At 49.7% G+C, this 17,955-nt stretch carries 21 protein-coding genes; 11 read left to right on the top strand and 10 right to left on the bottom strand.

The genetic code is table 11. From position 1 onward, the window contains the following. Positions 1 to 152: 152 nt before the first annotated feature. From KJS65_RS16980 to KJS65_RS16970, 3 genes are all read left to right on the top strand, one after another. A complete protein-coding gene (locus tag KJS65_RS16980; RefSeq protein WP_213651072.1) occupies positions 153 to 575 on the top strand; it encodes a hypothetical protein in 423 nt (140 codons plus the stop codon). A gap of 110 nt (positions 576 to 685) precedes the next feature. After that, positions 686 to 1,186, top strand: a complete 501-nt coding sequence (locus KJS65_RS16975) for an NUDIX domain-containing protein (RefSeq protein WP_213651071.1) — start codon at positions 686 to 688, stop codon at positions 1,184 to 1,186. Between the two features lie 58 nt (positions 1,187 to 1,244). After that, on the top strand, positions 1,245 to 2,012 hold the full coding sequence (locus tag KJS65_RS16970) for a hypothetical protein (protein ID WP_213651070.1): 768 nt from the start codon (positions 1,245 to 1,247) through the stop codon (positions 2,010 to 2,012). Positions 2,013 to 2,059: 47 nt separating this feature from the next. Here KJS65_RS16970 and KJS65_RS16965 read toward each other — a convergent pair whose 3' ends face one another. Beyond that, a complete protein-coding gene (locus KJS65_RS16965) occupies positions 2,060 to 2,488 on the bottom strand; it encodes a GNAT family N-acetyltransferase (RefSeq protein ID WP_213651069.1) in 429 nt (142 codons plus the stop codon). A gap of 466 nt (positions 2,489 to 2,954) precedes the next feature. Between KJS65_RS16965 and KJS65_RS16960 the strand changes: the two genes are divergently transcribed. Genes KJS65_RS16960 through KJS65_RS16950 form a run of 3 tightly spaced genes read left to right on the top strand, consistent with a single transcriptional unit; the run spans position 2,955 to position 5,073 of the window. Beyond that, positions 2,955 to 3,344 carry a DUF4440 domain-containing protein gene (locus KJS65_RS16960; protein ID WP_213651068.1) on the top strand — a complete coding sequence of 130 codons (390 nt, stop codon included), beginning with the start codon at positions 2,955 to 2,957 and terminating at the stop codon, positions 3,342 to 3,344. A 45-nt stretch (positions 3,345 to 3,389) separates the two neighbouring features. After that, the gene (locus tag KJS65_RS16955) at positions 3,390 to 4,892 is read left to right on the top strand and encodes an amidase family protein (RefSeq protein ID WP_374706194.1); all 1,503 of its coding nucleotides are present in this window, start codon (positions 3,390 to 3,392) and stop codon (positions 4,890 to 4,892) included. Continuing rightward, positions 4,879 to 5,073, top strand: coding sequence for a hypothetical protein (locus KJS65_RS16950; RefSeq protein WP_136607958.1), 195 nt, complete (start codon positions 4,879 to 4,881; stop codon positions 5,071 to 5,073). Before KJS65_RS16955 ends, KJS65_RS16950 begins: the two co-directional genes overlap by 14 nt. Before the next feature lie 27 nt (positions 5,074 to 5,100). Here the strand turns inward: KJS65_RS16950 and KJS65_RS16945 are convergent, their stop codons facing one another. From KJS65_RS16945 to KJS65_RS16935, 3 genes are all read right to left on the bottom strand, one after another. Continuing rightward, the gene (locus KJS65_RS16945) at positions 5,101 to 5,373 is read right to left on the bottom strand and encodes a hypothetical protein (protein ID WP_213651067.1); all 273 of its coding nucleotides are present in this window, start codon (positions 5,371 to 5,373) and stop codon (positions 5,101 to 5,103) included. Positions 5,374 to 5,451: 78 nt separating this feature from the next. Then, on the bottom strand, positions 5,452 to 6,411 hold the full coding sequence (locus KJS65_RS16940) for an L-lactate dehydrogenase (RefSeq protein WP_136607960.1): 960 nt from the start codon (positions 6,409 to 6,411) through the stop codon (positions 5,452 to 5,454). Positions 6,412 to 6,559: 148 nt separating this feature from the next. Further along, positions 6,560 to 6,817 carry a hypothetical protein gene (locus KJS65_RS16935; protein ID WP_136607961.1) on the bottom strand — a complete coding sequence of 86 codons (258 nt, stop codon included), beginning with the start codon at positions 6,815 to 6,817 and terminating at the stop codon, positions 6,560 to 6,562. A gap of 242 nt (positions 6,818 to 7,059) precedes the next feature. On the opposite strand from KJS65_RS16935, the gene KJS65_RS16930 reads away from it, so the two are divergent. From KJS65_RS16930 to KJS65_RS16920, 3 genes are all read left to right on the top strand, one after another. Next, on the top strand, positions 7,060 to 7,308 hold the full coding sequence (locus KJS65_RS16930) for a ferredoxin (RefSeq protein ID WP_136608219.1): 249 nt from the start codon (positions 7,060 to 7,062) through the stop codon (positions 7,306 to 7,308). A 20-nt stretch (positions 7,309 to 7,328) separates the two neighbouring features. After that, the gene (locus KJS65_RS16925) at positions 7,329 to 7,781 is read left to right on the top strand and encodes a V4R domain-containing protein (RefSeq protein WP_213651066.1); all 453 of its coding nucleotides are present in this window, start codon (positions 7,329 to 7,331) and stop codon (positions 7,779 to 7,781) included. 206 nt (positions 7,782 to 7,987) lie between these two features. Further along, on the top strand, positions 7,988 to 9,907 hold the full coding sequence (locus tag KJS65_RS16920) for an FUSC family protein (RefSeq protein WP_213651065.1): 1,920 nt from the start codon (positions 7,988 to 7,990) through the stop codon (positions 9,905 to 9,907). A gap of 83 nt (positions 9,908 to 9,990) precedes the next feature. On the opposite strand, the gene KJS65_RS16915 is transcribed toward KJS65_RS16920, so the two are convergent. The 5 genes from KJS65_RS16915 to KJS65_RS16895 form a co-directional block, all read right to left on the bottom strand. Beyond that, a complete protein-coding gene (locus KJS65_RS16915) occupies positions 9,991 to 11,169 on the bottom strand; it encodes an NAD(P)/FAD-dependent oxidoreductase (RefSeq protein WP_213651064.1) in 1,179 nt (392 codons plus the stop codon). A gap of 37 nt (positions 11,170 to 11,206) precedes the next feature. Next, positions 11,207 to 11,647, bottom strand: a complete 441-nt coding sequence (locus tag KJS65_RS16910) for a helical membrane plugin domain-containing protein (RefSeq protein WP_213651063.1) — start codon at positions 11,645 to 11,647, stop codon at positions 11,207 to 11,209. Positions 11,648 to 12,174: 527 nt separating this feature from the next. Continuing rightward, positions 12,175 to 12,696 carry a CcdC family protein gene (locus KJS65_RS16905; protein WP_213651062.1) on the bottom strand — a complete coding sequence of 174 codons (522 nt, stop codon included), beginning with the start codon at positions 12,694 to 12,696 and terminating at the stop codon, positions 12,175 to 12,177. Between the two features lie 159 nt (positions 12,697 to 12,855). Continuing rightward, the gene (locus tag KJS65_RS16900) at positions 12,856 to 13,425 is read right to left on the bottom strand and encodes a TetR/AcrR family transcriptional regulator (RefSeq protein ID WP_213651061.1); all 570 of its coding nucleotides are present in this window, start codon (positions 13,423 to 13,425) and stop codon (positions 12,856 to 12,858) included. A gap of 2 nt (positions 13,426 to 13,427) precedes the next feature. Next, complete coding sequence (locus KJS65_RS16895) at positions 13,428 to 14,144, bottom strand: MBL fold metallo-hydrolase (protein WP_213651060.1); 717 nt, start codon at positions 14,142 to 14,144, stop codon at positions 13,428 to 13,430. Between the two features lie 294 nt (positions 14,145 to 14,438). On the opposite strand from KJS65_RS16895, the gene KJS65_RS16890 reads away from it, so the two are divergent. After that, positions 14,439 to 15,044 carry an RNA polymerase sigma factor gene (locus tag KJS65_RS16890; protein ID WP_213651059.1) on the top strand — a complete coding sequence of 202 codons (606 nt, stop codon included), beginning with the start codon at positions 14,439 to 14,441 and terminating at the stop codon, positions 15,042 to 15,044. After that, on the top strand, positions 14,992 to 16,614 hold the full coding sequence (locus tag KJS65_RS16885) for a DUF4179 domain-containing protein (RefSeq protein ID WP_213651058.1): 1,623 nt from the start codon (positions 14,992 to 14,994) through the stop codon (positions 16,612 to 16,614). The genes KJS65_RS16890 and KJS65_RS16885 overlap by 53 nt, the downstream gene beginning before the upstream one ends. Before the next feature lie 132 nt (positions 16,615 to 16,746). On the opposite strand, the gene KJS65_RS16880 is transcribed toward KJS65_RS16885, so the two are convergent. Continuing rightward, positions 16,747 to 17,787 carry a PocR ligand-binding domain-containing protein gene (locus tag KJS65_RS16880; protein WP_213651057.1) on the bottom strand — a complete coding sequence of 347 codons (1,041 nt, stop codon included), beginning with the start codon at positions 17,785 to 17,787 and terminating at the stop codon, positions 16,747 to 16,749. Positions 17,788 to 17,955: the final 168 nt, after the last annotated feature.

The raw sequence follows: 17,955 nt of genomic DNA, 5'->3' as shown, positions 1-17,955 counted from the left end.
TGTGGAAGCAAGAGCAAAGGGCGTTTTTTCTTTGGCCATAAAAATAGGCCGGTCCGAGGAGCGGGTTTGGAAGCCTGCCGCATACATATATATGGGGAAGTATTCCTCTGAAGCATCAAAAAGGTCGGTACATGACATGAGGAGGAGTTCGGATGGGGTTACATCCTTATAAAAACTTGACTCAATGGTTTGCCAGTGCTTTATTTGTTGTGGTCTTTTGCTGTCTTCAGCTTGCTCTGCAAATACAAATGCATGAAGCTTCCGGCATAGCGGGGCTGTTTTTTGTTCTTGGGCTGATCTTTATTACGATATCCATCTTTATTGGTACAGACTTATTTTCAAAGAGACAGATAAGCTTTGAAGGCAAAGTGATCAACAAGGAGGGCCGGGTAGTCAATGTACTGACGACCGAAGAGAAGCTGAAACAGGTCAAAATTACCGTTCCTGAAGTATATGGGCAGCTTGAAGTGAATCAAATGGTAGAATTCAAACTGACCCAGATCATGAAGATGCCGGTCAGTATTCGAATTATGGAGAATGCGCCTGAGGATCAGGACGAAGCCGTTCACAGCTAAAGGTGAAGCTATATCAATCAGACTAGATGTTTATACGACAACAGTGATCGAAAGAATCATCCCCATAAACTACAGAATCTCTATTACGGATTACGAAAGGAGCATGCAGCATGAATCAATCAATATGGGAACATTGGAATGGACATAGGGTCAAGCTGACCTGGATTCCGGGAGATGAGCAGCCCGATCCGGCGCTGGTCACCAGTGTTCACGGGATATGCCTTCATCAAGGGAATGTACTCGCTGTACATGTGCAGGGACGCGGTTTTAATTTGCCGGGAGGACATGTGGAGCCGGGAGAGACGCCGGAGGAGGCCTTTCATCGAGAAGCAATGGAGGAAGGAAGCGTCGAGGGAACGGTGGTTTATCTCGGAAAGATGGAGATCAATCACGAAGAGGACGAGCATTTTGACCCAAAAGGAAAATATCCGATGATTGGCTATCAGCTGTTTTACCGCATGGATATTACGGAACGCCTCCCTTTCAGCCGCGAGCATGAGTGCCTGTCCCGGATCTGGGTCGAGCCGGCGGAGTTTGAACATGTGGTAAATGAACACCGGCTAGTAGGATTGGTGCTTGAGGAAGCCCTTCAGCAGGATAAGATGCAATAATAGCTGTTGCTAGCGAATACATAAATGCTCGGAATGAACGGGGGGAGAGTGGACGGACATGAAAGCACCGGAACAACTGCTGCGGGTGTGGCATCGTTTTGACGGTTATCCAATGGAGACGTTGACCAAGGCCTGGTACAGCCTGCAGCCTGAAAAAGGAGGGCAGCGCAGCGTTCGTGTCATGAAAGAGCATAAGGAGCAGTACGGAATTACAGGCAACTGCTTTGATCTGGCGATCTGGCTGCTGGATGCCTTTCATACGGAAAGCATTCCTGCCTATGCCGTCGGGCATGATCTGGGATCTCCGCATGCACATGTGGCAGTTGTAGCGTTGGATGAAGCGGGTGGACGGTTCTTCTGTGATCTGGGAGATCAATGGATACAGCCCATTTTAGTGGATCGGAACCATCAGTGCTTCACAGAGGAAGCCGTGGATGGTTTTATTACTGGAGGACGGATTCAGGTATCCAACAATTCCTCGGCGCAGAACGTGGGGTTCAGTTACGTAAGACCCAACGGGAAAATGAGCACGCAGTCCTTCGATCTCACGCCAATTTCGATGGAGGATCTGCTTGCAGCAGCGAATCATTCCCAGCATTTGCTGCGGCATCCGCTTGTGGAGCATCGTTTGTATCAGCCGGGCGAGGTGGTGCATTGGGAGTTTGACCGCTGGACCAGCTTTGTCAGCAAGAACAGCGGACTTGAGAGAGAGGACGGGCTGAATACGAATGAACAATGGGCGCATCGCATCAGCCGTATCTCGGGAATCGACTACCGGGTTGCGCTGCAAGCCCTGGACTTGTATTCAGAGCTGGCAGCAGTTTAATGAGAGCTTTTTCACGCACGCGGCTTGATAATATCTCTTGGCATCCTTCATTCTGCCGCAGTACCCTTTTTGCCGGATTGATGCTCGTAGTTCCGGATCAGCATCCCCGTTGCCTTTCTCATGCCAAGCCCGGCGTAGAAATCTTGAAGTTCCGTATCGCACAGCAGATCGATCATATAGATATCTTTCAGCTTGTCCAGCATTCGCCGGGTCAGCTCTTTTCCAATACCCCGGTTTTGATAGGAAGGCACGACCTCCAGCAAAGGAATATAGGCCGTCAGTACCCGGTCGGACAGCGCTGTAATAAATCCGACGACGTGATTGGTATGTTCATCAATTGCCAGTATGATATGAGTAGCATTTTGAAGAATCCGGTCGAAGGTTGCGGTAGAAGGCGGATTCGGCCATCCGTCGAAGAAGCCGTCCGCAAAGGACGCTTCGGTGATATTTTGCATATGTTCCTGATAAATGATCATGAGATATACCTGCCCTTAATAGAGATTGCCATTATGATCAGAAATTAGCTGGCTTAATACGAATTATATGAAAAAACAAAGGTTACTGGAAGATACATAGATTATTGTCCGAACCGCCGCATCGCAGATAGAATATCTATCATCGAAGACCGCCCTATTCATGAAACGGGTGAAGCTGCTGGAAACAATGATTATAACCATTCTTAAGATAGCATTGCAGACGCTAAAGCTGATATGATGAATTAGATAAAAATGGAATAAACGCCTGATAAAACCTGTAATGGCGAAATCGCAGACAGGCTGCATTGCATGGTCTATCCGGCTGTGTCTTCAGAAAATCTGTCCAGTGAACGGCGTTGCCATTTGCGATCCGGATGGGTGCAGAATCGTTCTGCAGAATCCAAGCGGAACTTAAATTTAGAAAAATGAACATCTTTTAAATATCATTTTATGGGGATGTGGTTGCGTGTTTGACGATGCATTTGCTGCAATAGAGGAGTACCGCAGGGTGATCAATGAGGGAACCGTGGAAGAGGTAAATGCTTGGATTTCGGATGATTTTATCGGATATTTCGGCTACTACCCGGACAGGGATTACGAGGTTTACCGATCGGAGCATTATAAAACAGATAATATCGATACGCTGGCTATGTATGAAGGGAAGCAGCCACACTGGGAGTATGTCGATCTTACCCGGAACATGCGCTCAGACAATGAACTGATTATATCGGCCATTGTGAACTTTAGCCTGCAAGGCACGAAGGTAGCCAGCGTACTGGCTATGGAAGTATTCCGCAAGGAACAGGGAGCGTGGAAGCTGTACAGACAGCATATGGAGAAATATGCGGACGTCTAAAACAGGCATCTGCAGCTCCTCACTACGATGTTGAGGTGATGTCAAATGGAAAATAACATGAAGATAGAAGAATGGATCATCGAGGCGGATATCCGCCGTATGCAGGCTGCAATGGAAGCGGGCGAGACGAGCTCCGAGGAGCTGGTTCGGATCTATCTGGAGCGGATTGTGCGTTATGACGGAAAACTGAGATCCATCATTGAGATTAACCCGGAAGTGATAAGCATCGCCAGAGCGCTGGACGACGAGCGATATGAAAAAGGAAGCCGGGGACCGCTTCACGGCATTCCCCTGCTCCTGAAGGATAATATCGATACCCATGATGCATTGCATACCAGTGCAGGAACACTGGCCCTGGCGGAGCATGTAGCGGCGCAGGATTCATTCGTCGCTGCGCAGCTGCGGAATGCAGGTGCCGTATTCCTCGGGAAGGCCAATATGACGGAATGGGCCAACTTCATGGCAGATGGAATGTGGGCCGGATACAGTACACGCCGGGGACTTTGCCTAAATCCATATGGTCCGGGAGAGCTCTTCGTCGGCGGCTCCAGTTCAGGCTCAGGAGCGGCCGTGGCTGCCAACCTTGCAGCCGCAGCGATTGGTACGGAAACCTCCGGCTCCATCATCGGCCCGGCCAGTCAGAACATGCTGGTGGGCATCAAGCCAACAGTCGGTCTGGTCAGCCGTTCGGGAATTATACCGATTACCCATACTCAGGATACCGCTGGACCGATGGCCAGATCCGTTACCGATGCAGCGATTATGCTGGGTGCCATGACGGGAGTGGATGAACGGGATGAAGTCACAAAAACGAGTCAAGGACATTTTCTAACCGATTATACGCCCTTTCTGGATGCTTCGTTTCTGAAGCAGGCGCGGATCGGGATCCCGCGGTTCTATTACAGTCAGCTGGACCCTGACCGGATGCAGATTCTGGAGGCTGCCATTGAAGTGCTCCGCATCGAGGGAGCAGCCATCATCGATCCGGTAGAACTGCCATGCCAGGAAACAGATTGGAATTGGAGCGTTCTGCGCTATGAATTCAAAAAAGGGGTGAATGACTATTTGGCCCCATTGCCGGAAAACATCCCTGTCCATACGTTGGCAGAGGTTATCGCTTTTAACAACGAACATGCTGAGCAATGCCTGAAATACGGACAAAATGTGCTGGAGGCATCCGAGTCGACCAGCGGAACGCTGACCGAGCCGGAATATGTGGACACGATCCGCGTGAATGAAGAAATGTCACGGGCACAAGGCATCGATTATGCGCTTGAGAAATATAACCTCGATGCGCTGCTGTTCCTGGGCTGTGAGGAAGGCGATGATATCGCGGCCAGAGCCGGATATCCTGTCATTACCGTGCCGGGCGGCATTGCGCAGGATGGGGTTATTGCTCCCGGCGGCTATATCACCAAAGGCCCGCAGGGTATCACGTTCATCGGTACTGCTTACAGTGAACCTACACTGATCAAGATCGCTTACGGATACGAGCAGGCCACGAAGCACAGAGTGCCGCCGGAGATGGGCATGCTTGCAGGAGAATAAGCAGTCCGCAGCTTGGATAAGCCGTGAATTTTGGTTGCATCTATTTTGCAAAAGCAGCATCAACATCCGCCTGCTGCAGATGACCGGATTTCACATCATTCATGCTTATGGCGGATGGAAAAAGGAGCCGTTAACCTCTGCCAGTCCGGAAATGATCTTCATATGCCGGAAGGCGGGTTAAGGCTCCTATAAGAAAAGCGGTCGTTAATTATTTGCGGCTTCTGCTTCGGACTCGGCGCAGGAACACGGAGAGTCCGGCTACTGGCGGCAGCAGCAAGGTTGCATCCATCGGCTGGTGATACCATAATCTCTGCATGATTTGGATACAGAACACCAAAATTACAATAGCACCCAAGAGCAGCATCGGATCCACGGACCGGTGCAGCACTTTTTTGAAAAATAATTTAATTCCGAAATAGGCTACAGCGAAATAAAATCCGCACATCAGTGCGATGGACAAGGCGGCTGCGATCATCATCAATGGGATTCGCCCCGATTCAATTGGGTTTATTTCCCATTATACTCTTATTGTCTTGAATCTTAAAGGCAATACTTATCCTTATATCGGATCCAATGCCAGCCCGGACAGATTGTGGCGGATTAGCTCACAAGAATCGTTAAAACGCTGCTGCTCATCCTCATTCAGCTTCAGTTCGAGCAGTTCCTGAATACCATCACTGCTGATAATCGCCGGAACGCCGGCACATACGCCGTATTGGCCGTACTCTCCGTCGAGTATGGCGGATACGGCGATTATTTTATGCTCATCATTGAGCACGGACCGTGCAATATGGGCAATCGCGCTGCCGATTCCGAAATGGGTCGAGCCTTTGCGCGTGAAAATCTCCCAGCCCGCGTCTTTCGTTTTGCGAGCAATATCCTCTAAATCAAGATGCCTGAAACGCTCCTGATGCTGGGCCAAAATATCGAGTATCGGCTTGCCGCCGATGGTCACATGCGACCAAGCCACGAACTGCGACTCCCCATGCTCGCCAAGCGCATATCCGCTTACGCTGCGCGGATCGATGGAGAAAACGTCGGAGAGCAGCGTTTTGAGGCGGGAGGAATCGATAGAAGTGCCCGAACCGATCACGCGGTGACGCGGAAATCCGGTCAGCTTCCAGATCATGTAGGTGACGACATCGACCGGGTTCGCGGCAACGATGAATATGCCGTTAAATCCGCTCTCTACGATCGGAGTCACGATTTGGCGCGTAATTTCCGCGGCCTCTGCCAGCACATCCATCCGGTTCTGCCCCGGTTTTGGATTCGCGCCAGCCGTCAGAATGACAACATCCACATCGGAACAATCCGCATAGGTACCGGCATAAACGGTGGTGCGTGTATGTGTGAAATCAATGCAATGCGACAAATCGAGAGCCTGTGCGAGCGCCCGGTCATACGTACGGTCAATCATCATGATCTCGTCGCAGATGGACTGGTTAATCATGGAGTAAGCGCAGCTGGATCCGACCATGCCGGAGCCTACGATGGCGACTCTTCTTCTTTTACGGTTCATTGTTCATCCGCTCCTTCATTCATATTTTACATGAGGATTTTATAAAAATCCCATCACGAACGAAATCAGCTGAATACGGCTGAAAACCGCCTCATACGAATAAAACCAGCAGCAACAGCTTAACCGGTTTCTGAGCATTGTATCCCCGTTAAGCCGCCGGACTCCATGGCAGAGGCTGCGGCTGCTTTTTGCTGCGCCAAACAGGGAATCTCCCGCCTGGACCCACATATTTGAACAGGTGCGTACCGATCGAGCTTCCCAAAATCGCGATAGCCTCATGTCCGTTCACCCGTCTCAGTCCTGCATAAAGTGCGGAGCTGAAAAGAATTTCCACCATCACAAACTTGACCAGTTCAGTCCGGGTAAACACCCAGACCGTAAATTCCTTCGCTGCAAGCTTTCGCATCCGTTCCCCCTTGATTTCGTCATAAACTCCTTTTTTAGGATATAGGGGAGGGCAAATTTTAAGAACATGCGGACAGCCTCGAATTTTGTGTGGCGATCCCGACTGCTCAAGGAACCGACAAAAATGATGTGATGAAAATCACAAGGTTGGTTCGGAGGCGATGGTACGCTGAAATCATCAAAGGCAAGGCTGATAGTTCGCGGAATGATCCGCTGTCAGCCGGTCAGGAGGATGGGGAGGACATGAAGAAGGCCTATACTTTTGTGGACAAAAACACCTGCATTGCCTGCGGAGCTTGCGGCGTCATCGCTCCTGATATCTTTGATTACGATGATGAGGGGCTAGCAGAGAATATATTACCCGGAGACCGCAACCTCGGCATTACGGAAGTTCCGGAAGATCAATTGGACAGCTTGGACGAAGCGGAGCACGGCTGCCCTACTGCATCCATTCACGTGGCCACATGTCCGTTCCGCCAAAAGGGACAATGAAGAAACGGGAGGAGATCTACATGGCAAGCTTTACATTCGACGATTTAAAACATATCAAGAGAACGGAGCTCGGTAACCAGGTTCCGCTGGAGCTGTTCCGCGCGATCCGTCTGATCGGGATGCATGAAGGGCTGCCGATGGGAGGGAGAAATACGACAGCCACCATTGGGCGCAAAATTGGCGAAAGCCTGCCGGCCCAAACGGTAGAGGAGCTCTTTGGATTATTTGTTGAGCTGAAAATCGGGATTCCGGCCATCGTGCATCAAGATGAGCATACGATGCGGGTGGCGGTGGAGGATTGCTTTTGCGAGGGGCTGCCTGTTCAGGAGGGCAAGCTTGTATGCGATCTGGAAGGCGCGATCATGGAGGGGGCGTTAACGCGGATTTTGGGCCGCAAGGTATCGGTCAAGGAAGTGAAATGCAACGTAAACGGCGACGAACACTGCGAGTATGAGCTAAGATTTTATCAATGACTCCGAATTACATACATGGATGAAGATGAGAGATCATTAACGAGAGTTTCGTTCGCTTTGCGGGGTTATACTTGATTCGCTATATGGAGATACTGTTCATAGCAAGAGCCAGCCTAGGGCAGCTTTACACGGTGCGGGATGAATTCTGCCTCGGGTAAAGCTGCCCTTTTCAAAATGGCTTGAGGATTCAGAAAGGAAGAAGCTGCATGAACACGCGAAATCATCGGCGAGCCGCTATTCATCCCATGATCCGCCAGGCGTTTGAGATGAAGAGAATAGCCCTGCCATGGAACCGGGCGATCTGTGCGGGCCTATGTCTGGGCCTGCCCTCTTTGATCGGCCTTCTGCTGGGGCGCTTCGATTACGGTATGCTGGCGGGGACTGGGGGATTTACGTACTTATATACATTTCATGAGCCTTATGCCTTAAGAGCGAGGAAGCTTTTTTTTGTCATGCTAGGCATCGGCTTTTCTGTCTTTTGCGGCTCGCTGCTGGCTCCGTATCCGGTTCTGTCCGCGGTGGTGCTGGGATTGATCGGAGCGCTGGCGACCTTTATTTTTGGAGCGCTCAAGTTCAAAGGGCCTGCCGCTCTTTTCTTCGTTCTGAGCTTCGCGCTTGCTTCCGGTATGCCGCATGGTCCCTCCGAAGCCTTAACCCGAGGGACACTTGTTCTTTTGGGAGGAGCGCTGGCATGGCTGATCGCCATGGCGGGCTGGCTCACGAATCCGCATGGACCCGAAACCCAGGCGGTCCGCAGGCTGTATACCAATCTGGCGGGTTTGCTGGATGCAGCCGGAACGGGCAAGTATAAGAAGGCGAGACATGAGACTCTGATCTCCATGGTTGAGGCGGAGTCCATTTTGGCCGGGCAGGGGAGAGTATGGCGGGAACCCGCACGGGTCTACCGTCTATTCAGGCTGTTTCACCAGGCACATGTGATCTACCAGGAAACCGATACCTGGAACTTGAGGAAGGGAGAGCCGCTGCCGCCGGCGCTGGGGCAGGTAGTCCGCAGCGTCTCCGGAGTTCTGCGCTACCGTGAAATACTGATAACGGACAGCCTGAAGCGGCTGGAGGATTCGGATCTTGAAGGGCTTCTACGCGCGGTGCGGGAAATGGCAGCGATTTTGGAGGCGGACGCCGAAGACGGCTGGGAGGACAGAAGCATAGCCGGAACGCCGGTGAAGAGTATCGTTCTCAGCGCCTTCGACAAAAATTCGCTTGTGTTTCTGCTGTCCCTAAGATTCGGTATGATCTTAATGATCGCTGCATTGGCGGCGCATGCTTTTAATTTAAACCGCTCTTACTTGGTACCTCTTTCCTGTGCCTCGGTTATGCTGGGTGCAACAGTCATTGCAACATTTCACCGGGCAATCCAGCGCTCTTTGGGAACGATGATTGGAATTTTAATAGCGAGCGCTATTTTATGGGCGCAGCCGGAAGGCTTTATCATTTCCGTTGCCATTATGCTCTTTACGTTTTTCGCTGAGCTGTTGATCGTACGCAACTATGCGATCGCCATCCTCTTCGTGACACCGAATGCGATCCTTATGGCGGAGGCGAGCTCGCACATCCACGATGTAGGGTATTTCGCCGGGACGCGGATCGTCGATGTCATCACCGGCAGTATTATCGGCCTGATCGGTGTACTCATCCTCGGCAGGAGATCCGCCTCAAGCCGGATTCCGTATCTGATGGGCCGGACGATCCGGAGCCAGTCCCAGCTTGCTGCCATGCTGTTCACGGAACAGCCGGCAGCTTACGAGGCAGAGGACAGCCGGGAGCAGCGTTCCATGAAGACTCATCTGTCTAACCTGACTACGGTTTATGCAACGGCGCTTGGGGAAATCCCGAGAAGCGAGGAGGAGCTGCAGCGGCTGCTGCCCGTGGTGTGGGCACTCGATCAATTCGGTTACCTGCTGAATTCTTATGCCTGGACGGCGAATCGGCCCGAACTGCCTGATCCTGAGCTTGCCCGTCTGCTGCTTGTGTTCGAGAAAATGGCGCAGAGTGCCGAGCAGCAGCGCAGCATAACGCTTCCGGCTGTTCCCGAGCTTGCGCTGACACCGAAAATAAGGCAGGAGCTGCTTGCCATGCAAAGCACGCTGGAGAAGAGCCTGACGTAAGCAAGCTGCTGACCGGCTGAAATTAGTAAAAAGCCCCGCTCAAATGATGATTTGAGCGGGGCTTTTCTTGATTGCTTATATGATTAGTAAGCCAGTGTGAACAAAGCTTTGATGTGGGAGAGGTAACGGATGTTACTTGCCTCCTTCATCATGGTTGCTGGCAGTCCTTTAAGGGAGATGTTGTTTTCGCCAACCGTAGCTACAGCATCTTTGCGTCCAAGGCTGGCCAGTGTGCCGGAGTTCACCGGATCAAAGGTCTGGGATGCCTTGTCAGTCAGGTAAGCATACAGGTTGTAGCCGATCAGCTCGCCCATTTGCCAAGCGATTTGAGCTGTTGGAGGATAAGGACGGCCTGTTGCATCAAAGACAACAGCGCTGTCACCAGCTACAAATACATCTTTATGGGATGTGGATTGCATGAATTCATTCACCGTTGCACGTCCGCGGTTAACTTCGAGGCCGGATTCCCCAACGAGTGGGTTGCCTTGAACGCCGCCAGTCCATACGAAGGTGTTGGTAACGATTTTTTGACCGTCTTTCAGGTCAACGACGTTGCCTTCCACGTTCGTTACAGGAAGACCTGTCAGGAATGTTACGCCGCGGTTTTCAAGACTTGCTTTCGCGCGGTCGATAAGATGATCTGGAAGTACGGGCAGGATTTTAGGGCCAGCTTCAACCAGCAGCAGTTTAACTTCGCCTGGGTCTACGCCGTATTTACGAGCCAATTTTGGCATAATGTCGGCAATTTCACCAACAAGCTCAACGCCGGTTAAGCCGCCGCCGCCGATCAGGATGGTTGCATCAGCTGCATCTTTAGTTTGCGAATAAGCTTTAATGCGGTCTTCAATGTGCTGGTGGATGCGGTTTGCATCTTCAGCGGATTTCAGAACCATGCTGTACTTATCAAGTCCCGGAATACCAAAGTATGCAGTGATACTTCCGAGAGCGACAACGAGGGCATCATAAGAGAGCTTGGAGCCGTCGGACAGTTTTACTTCTTTGCTGTCTACAGAGAAAGAATCAACCTTTGCGATTTTCAGATCGATGTCTTTACCTTTGAACAGTTTGTCAAGAGGCATAGCGATCGCTTTTTCCTCGATGCTGCCTGCAGCCAGACGGTGAAGCTCGGTAATGATTTGGTGAGTCGGATATTGGTTCACCACGGTGACACGCGCTTGATCTTTGTTAAGATATTTGCGCAAGGTCATAGCAGAGAGAAGTCCGCCATATCCTGCACCCAAAATGACAATATGTTTTGACATAGTTTTTCCTCCGTCCTTACTGGTAAAATTAAGAGAATTATTGTTGTTCTTTAGCGCGTTCAGCAGAAACCTGGAGATATGCGTTCACAAAACGGAACATTTTTTGCGCTTGCGGGTCTTTCAGCAATTTGAGCATACCAAAAAGACCGATCACTTCATGACTCTCTTCAGCACGGTCTTTAGCCTCGATCACGTTCGCTGCGACATTCTTAGCGGATTTGATCACCGGGGAAGCCATTTCCTGAATCGCACCTACAGTGTCACTTTTCAGTGTTTTGTCCGTAGCTACGGATTGAGCGAAGTCATAAGACTTTGTCAATACATTCACAAGCTCAGTCAGCTTTGGAAGATGGTTGACCAGAGTAGTCAAAGATTCCTGAACCTCAGGCTTGAGCAGCTGGTCCAGCAAATCATTTTGATCTTGGCTGACAGGCGTGTTTGCTTGTTCTGTCGTTGCATCAGTAATTGTTTCTGACATGTCCATTTCTCCTTTGCGTAAGCAGCAATGCTTAGTTTTATTATAAAAAAGGGCTGATAGACCCTTTTTAGGCAGAGGGGTCTATAACCTGGGGACCTTCCTCGTAACGAAAAAGGCCGAAAATCTAAATTACCACTACATATGTTAACATAATGCTCTCTAAAAGGATAATGAAGCATTTAAGAGTGATAGATCAAATTGTGAAGTTTTACACATATATACGTCTTCTTGGTCCGATATTCTCTGTTTTGCTTTATTTTTACGCCAAAAACGTGATGAAAACCACTGTGAATAGGAAAATAACAGTAATTCATCCCTTTCCGCAGTTGTCCTTCCATAGGTTCTTCAATTCATCTTGGCAGTATGCACAATGTTTAATGAAAAGAGGCCACCAAGCAGAGCAGCTTGATGACCTGATTGGTTAATGATGTTTTGATCACATGAAATTGATCATTGAGACGCAAAAAACCGCCCTCCGGTGCAAATCCGTGCCGGGAGCGGTTTAATGAAGTTACTTTATTTTACGATTAGTGGGGCGTTTCCGGGCTGATCGGTTTGCCGTTCAGTTCGCCGGCTGCTTCGATGACTCGATACTGTTTCAGCATGAAAATTCTCCAGCGGACGATCATGCCGAATGCCAGCAGGAAGAAGAGCGCACCGGATTGCGGGATCGAGACATACTTGTCAATGACCTGATGAAGAACGGTACGGACAATGAGCAGAACGAATAGGATAACCACGAAGCTCTTGGAGCGTCTGGCAAAAACCTGTCCTTCGGAGACTTCGAATTTGGTACTGCGAATCAACGGATATGAGAATAAAAACCAGCCGACGAGAAAAGCAGCTACGGCCCATAGCCATGAAATCCGTGTTTGAGGCGCCACGAACATCAGGAAGCCTGTTGACATGCCAAGCGGCGGGATGAGTATTTTTTTGATGGTTACTGGTCTATCGCTGGCTTTCAAACGGACGAAAATGACCATAAGCGCCATAACCAGAGCCCCCACGGTAGATCCGATTTGAAGATATGAGGGACTAATATGAGCCAAGTTAAAGACTCCTCTCTGAAAATGATAAATAATCACGTATAACTATATTATATCACACTCATCAAGAAGTAAACTTGAACGTCCTATGACATCATTACCTCTATGGGAAACTTTATTCATCCCAATTCGCATCCTGCCTTTTGCTCGACAGGGATCAGCCTATGTAGCGGATTCTGCGTGCATGCCTTTTAGAAATGTCCTCAGCACATAATGGACGCTTTCGTCCAACTGAAGATCCATCTGAAAGCCCCCATGCTGCTCGAGCGTCGCGAATCCATGCAAAAGACTGCGCAGTCCGCGGATCGTATGCAGCGTTTTCTTTTCACCCAGCCCGTAAGGCTCCAGTATCCGCAAAAAAAGGTTCAGCAGCTCCGCTTTGACTGCCTCCAGATCCTCATGCTCCTGTGTATTTACCTTATAAAAGGCCTCATATAGGCCAGGGCGGGAACGTGCAAACTGGAGATAGGCATCGCATAAGCTGAGAATGGCATCATCGCCGGATTTGCCGATGACGGCATCACGCGTTTTCTCGACGAGAAGATGCAGGCAGTAGACAGTGAGTGCTGCCCGCAAATCCGGGAGTCCGTTCACATGATTATATAAGGAAGGGGAGCGCACATTGAGCTTCTGCGCCAGAGCAGCCAGGGTAAGCGAATCCAGTCCGGATGCGTCGGCCAGCTCGGCTGCGGCAACGAGAAGCGTATGGCGGTCGAGTCCCATTTTGGCCATTGTTATTTCACCTCCCGGAAAGCCTCTTCAGCACGCTGGATCGCCCGGCTGATCGCTGCTGCAGGCTGCTCCAGCATCCGTCCGTGTCCAACAGCAAGCCAGGACGGCTGGAGCCCGGCGAGGCGGCGTGCGCTTGTCAGTGCAGCGTCCTTATTCCAGGTGGCCATCGCCGGAAAAGGGAACAGCGGCTGCATATGGCCGGATACGGCCATCCCGCCCCGGATTTGAAAGGCATCCCCGGCAATCAACACCTGGCTGCGTGTATCCAAAAACGCCATATGGCCAGGAGTATGGCCAGGGGAGGCGACAGCCAGGAGCGAACCCACACGGTCGCCGTCCTCCAGGAGATGATCGGGCTTGGTGCGTATTTTCCGGGGTACATCACCTTTGACCGGGGTTTGGGGCTCTCCCTCTTCGAGGTCGCGGCTTCCTGCCAACAGCGCCTGATCCCGGCGCGATATATATACTTCGGCTGTTGGAATGGCGTCTTTTAACGCATCCAGGGCGCCGACATGATCACCATGTGCATGGGTAAGCAGGATGCGGGTTATGGGTTTGCCGAGGGAATCCGCAGCATTCTGTATACCCTTAAAACTGAACGGCATCCCTGCATCAATCAAGGTGAGACCCTGTTCTTCTTCAACAAGATACACGTTGACAGGAAACAGGCGGGGCATAAAGGCAAGCTGGGTAACCTGGTGAACGGTTGTTTTTTTCATTAAAATCATCCTCCCATAATCGCAAACTAATCTTATTAGTATTATAACTAATGATATTAGTTAAAGCAATCTTAATTTATTATGCGAAGGCTATTTGGGCATAAACTACGAGAAAAGCGTTTTCAAAATTACATTTACATACTATAATGGTTTTGTAAACCCTTTCATATGTCTAATCTGATTTTTGAGTCCTTCTTGCGAAGGGCTCCTTTTTTTTGTGCAAAAGTGAGAATAAAGTCGACCTGCATCCGTCTATAAGGTATAAAGATCAGATGAAGAGCAAGGAGGATCGTTATGATAGACCCATCACGGGACGTTGCGCTGGTTAGAGAGGTATTGGCCGGCGATAAGGAGAGCTTCGCGCAGCTGGTTGAAATACATAAAAATAAAATATACGGTCTGTTACGAGGAATGGGCGCGGGTCCGCAGGATGCCCAAGATTACACGCAGGAGGCTTTTCTGAAGGCCTACCGCAAGCTTGCGGGTTTTCGGGAAGAATCAAGCTTTGCTTCCTGGATGTACACCATCGCCGTGAATGTGATGAGGGATGCCGGAAGGAAAAAAAAAGCGGATCCGGCGGATGATGATGTTCTGGTCAAAGGACAGCATCACAGCGAAACGCCGGAAGCAGCTTATCTGCGAAAGGAAACGGGCCGGGAAATGCACAAGTTATTGGAGCAGCTCCCGGATAAATACCGCATCGTCATTTTGCTGAGATATACGAATGAACTAAGTTATGAAGAAATCGCTGGAATTGTCGGCGTTGATGTAGATAAAGTACGCAACCGGCTTCATCGGGCGAAAAAGTCTCTGCGTAAAAAGTTTAAGGATGAGGAGGGGATGAAACATGAGATGCTGGAAGCTTGCTCAGACAAAAGAGTACCTTCATTCTGGAAATAAACCGGATGAAGAGCTGGAATTCCATATCGAGATCTGCCCCGAGTGCCAGTCCTTGATGCACGCAGCCGCTGAGGAAGAGAAAATATGGACAGAGCTGCTGTTTCCCGAATCCCTTCCGAACGACTTTACTGAGCAGGTGATGGCTTCGCTGGAACAAGTGGATATCGAGCCCGCCAGGCCGCCGCAGCCGGTTTCCCCTAAGCGTCGCCGAAGCTCTAAGCCTTTCATGAAGAAGAGTGCACTCTGGATCGCTTCGCTTCTGATCGTGACAGCCGCCTTCACGTTGTATGCGCAGCCTTCTATCGCTGATTGGGTGAGATCTATTTTTACGAAAGAGACAACAGACAGCGGGATCATGGATGCACGTCAGCTCGGCATTCTCCAGAACCCGCATGTGAAAGTAAAGGATAAGGGTTATACCATTGAGATTAATGAGGTTGTTGCCGATACAACGAGACTTGTCATGGGCGTTAAAATCACCGATCCGCAGGGTGAACCCGTAGTTAATCAAGTGAGCTGGACAGACCTTCGTATACTGGATCTGGACGGCAACGAGGTAGCGCAACTCAGGGAAACGAGTGGCTCCAAAACGCTAGAGAAGTTGACGTTTGCTTTTACCCGGGAAATTCACACGGATGAGCTGAACGTGGTGGGCCATGTGGAGGAGATCGGAAACCAGTTCTCCAAGCAGATCGTGAAGGGCAAGTGGGATTTCAAGTTCAAGGTGGATATGAAAAAGGCGAATGCACTGAATATCATCACGCCGCTGAATGAAAAGTATATCACTCCTGACGGATTGCAAATTGAGATGGAAAAGCTGGTCCGCACGCCAAGCGGGGTACAGCTGCAATTGAGCACCTCCCTGAGCGGCGAAGCAGCGAAACGCTCTCCTGAAGACATGGAAAGCCAGCAGAAGCTGATGTTCCATTTTGAAAATGAACAGGGTGAAGATATATCGAGCGTAAACAATAGTCGGGGCGGGCATCCGGAAACCATCATTTCGCAGCAGAGTGAACTGCAATCCGGTAAACGGCATTGGACCTATACATTCAGATATCTTCCTTATGACCGGCAAAAGCTTCGATTTGTATTGGACGGATACTCTATTCCGGTGAAGAGCAACGGTTCGGTGGAGCTCGTTCCAAGCAAACTTAAAAGTCACCCGGTGATATTTAAGGATCAGGGGGATGAGATTACATTAAGCAGTTTCGTCATAGGTCAGGATCCAAATCTTCAGGAACAAAAAACAGCGGGATTAATTCAAATGAAAGGGACGTTTAAAAATGAATTTGATAAAGATGCATGGTTTGTGAGGGATCCGGATGGAAGAGAATACTTCACATCTTTCAGAGGCTCCATCAGCATGGGTGAAATGAAGGAGGCTTCCGGAGATCCGGGCTTCATTGTGTATGAAATGACCGAACTGCCAGAAAAAGTCACCCTCATACGCACAGTGACGGATAAATGGTACTCCAACGTTAACTGGTCTTTCGAGCTGCCCAAAGGAAAGCCGATTCCCGGACTCGAAAACGTGGATCCACAGAGCTACTTTGGCACAGAGGCTCCATAACTTCAGTATGTATATCAAAAAAATATAGGAAACAGTAAAAAGAGTATCTTCGATCCGGTTGCATGCCGGAAGGAGGTACTCTTTTTTCATGTGCTTATGATCTAATGATCTAAGAATTAAAATGATTTCTTGTTAAATCTGTTGTGCATGCTCTGTATAGTATATTTTCCGGTATACGGCCGGCGTCAAACTTTCGAATTTCTTGAAGGTTTTAATAAAATATCCGGGATCGGCAAAGCCCAGCTCGTCGCTGATCTGATTGACCGATAAATCCGTGGTCTCCAGCAGCTGCTTGGCCCATTCGATTTTCAGGCGCGGAACGAATACGGAGAAATTTTCGCCCGTCTCCCGGGTGAACACACGGCTGAAATAACTCGGACTGACATGACAAAGGCTGGCCATATCCTGTAAATGGACGTTCTCATGCTTATGGCGGTACAGATAATCGAAAGCGGGCTGCAGCAGCGGATTAACCGAACGGTACTCATTTGCCTTGCTTTTTTTGATTTTCGTTTCGATCAGCGTACTGGACAGCTCGTTTTGCATGGCTTGTATATGACCATACGTCGGAGCCGTGCCGCTCACGGAAGCTGCAGCGTCGTGTTCTAACGACAGGGTCTTTTTGTACATGTCGATCGTTGAATTTTTGCGAATGGCTTCCTCTACAATATAGTTGCATAGATGAAACAGCATTTCGGCGATGGTCGAGACTTCCTCATAGGACAATACAGGCAAAGAACGATATTCAGACTCCAAGGCCTTAAACTTCCGATCGGTTTCTGCATTCGGCGGGCGGGTTACAATTTGTTCAAGGGGCATATCCGTATCACGAAGCTTGATTTGTCCCGCCATGATGGCGCCGATGTATTGATTGTCGACAATGATCGGAATGGCAATATCGACAATGCCGAAATGGCATTGATAGACATAAGGTTTATTGGAACGGACGGCTTCAAGCCCTCCCCGTGCATCGCATTTTTGACAATAGGAGGACAGGGCGTCATCTTGTCTAACCGCCTGGCAAAAGGACTGGCAGTGACTGTGCTTGGTGACCGGAACACCCTTGTAATCTACCGTGATGATCGCCATCTTGGTGACCAGGGAGAGCGAGTCCTGCAGCATATGCCATTTATCGATGTCAATGATTCGATTCAAGTCAAACCGTGAGTTCATGCTCTTCGCTCCAGACGTATTGGCGTATTATACGCCGCTTTAATGAACTTACTTGCTGTTGTAATTATACTAAAATGCTCGCTGCCAGAACAAGATAGTACAATTTTACAAGAGTTAGAACAAAAAAATACTATGGGAAAGCGCTTTAAAAAGCACTTTGAATGCCAT

The organism is Paenibacillus sp. J23TS9 (assembly GCF_018403225.1).
Classification (GTDB): domain Bacteria; phylum Bacillota; class Bacilli; order Paenibacillales; family Paenibacillaceae; genus Paenibacillus_AQ.
The sequence above is the reverse complement of the archived record's forward strand: the minus strand, read 5'-3'. Positions and strand labels throughout refer to the sequence as shown.

What these genes read in the sequence shown, in the direction of transcription:
- KJS65_RS16980 (WP_213651072.1), top strand. Translation starts at nt 153, where the DNA reads ATGGGGTTACATCCTTATAAAAACTTGACTCAATGGTTTGCCAGTGCT.
- KJS65_RS16975 (WP_213651071.1), top strand. Translation starts at nt 686, where the DNA reads ATGAATCAATCAATATGGGAACATTGGAATGGACATAGGGTCAAGCTG.
- KJS65_RS16970 (WP_213651070.1), top strand. Translation starts at nt 1,245, where the DNA reads ATGAAAGCACCGGAACAACTGCTGCGGGTGTGGCATCGTTTTGACGGT.
- KJS65_RS16965 (WP_213651069.1), bottom strand. Translation starts at nt 2,488, where the DNA reads ATGATCATTTATCAGGAACATATGCAAAATATCACCGAAGCGTCCTTT.
- KJS65_RS16955 (WP_374706194.1), top strand. Translation starts at nt 3,390, where the DNA reads ATGGAAAATAACATGAAGATAGAAGAATGGATCATCGAGGCGGATATC.
- KJS65_RS16940 (WP_136607960.1), bottom strand. Translation starts at nt 6,411, where the DNA reads ATGAACCGTAAAAGAAGAAGAGTCGCCATCGTAGGCTCCGGCATGGTC.
- KJS65_RS16935 (WP_136607961.1), bottom strand. Translation starts at nt 6,817, where the DNA reads ATGCGAAAGCTTGCAGCGAAGGAATTTACGGTCTGGGTGTTTACCCGG.
- KJS65_RS16930 (WP_136608219.1), top strand. Translation starts at nt 7,060, where the DNA reads ATGAAGAAGGCCTATACTTTTGTGGACAAAAACACCTGCATTGCCTGC.
- KJS65_RS16925 (WP_213651066.1), top strand. Translation starts at nt 7,329, where the DNA reads ATGGCAAGCTTTACATTCGACGATTTAAAACATATCAAGAGAACGGAG.
- KJS65_RS16920 (WP_213651065.1), top strand. Translation starts at nt 7,988, where the DNA reads ATGAACACGCGAAATCATCGGCGAGCCGCTATTCATCCCATGATCCGC.
- KJS65_RS16915 (WP_213651064.1), bottom strand. Translation starts at nt 11,169, where the DNA reads ATGTCAAAACATATTGTCATTTTGGGTGCAGGATATGGCGGACTTCTC.
- KJS65_RS16910 (WP_213651063.1), bottom strand. Translation starts at nt 11,647, where the DNA reads ATGTCAGAAACAATTACTGATGCAACGACAGAACAAGCAAACACGCCT.
- KJS65_RS16900 (WP_213651061.1), bottom strand. Translation starts at nt 13,425, where the DNA reads ATGGCCAAAATGGGACTCGACCGCCATACGCTTCTCGTTGCCGCAGCC.
- KJS65_RS16895 (WP_213651060.1), bottom strand. Translation starts at nt 14,144, where the DNA reads ATGAAAAAAACAACCGTTCACCAGGTTACCCAGCTTGCCTTTATGCCC.
- KJS65_RS16890 (WP_213651059.1), top strand. Translation starts at nt 14,439, where the DNA reads ATGATAGACCCATCACGGGACGTTGCGCTGGTTAGAGAGGTATTGGCC.
- KJS65_RS16885 (WP_213651058.1), top strand. Translation starts at nt 14,992, where the DNA reads ATGAGATGCTGGAAGCTTGCTCAGACAAAAGAGTACCTTCATTCTGGA.
- KJS65_RS16880 (WP_213651057.1), bottom strand. Translation starts at nt 17,787, where the DNA reads ATGAACTCACGGTTTGACTTGAATCGAATCATTGACATCGATAAATGG.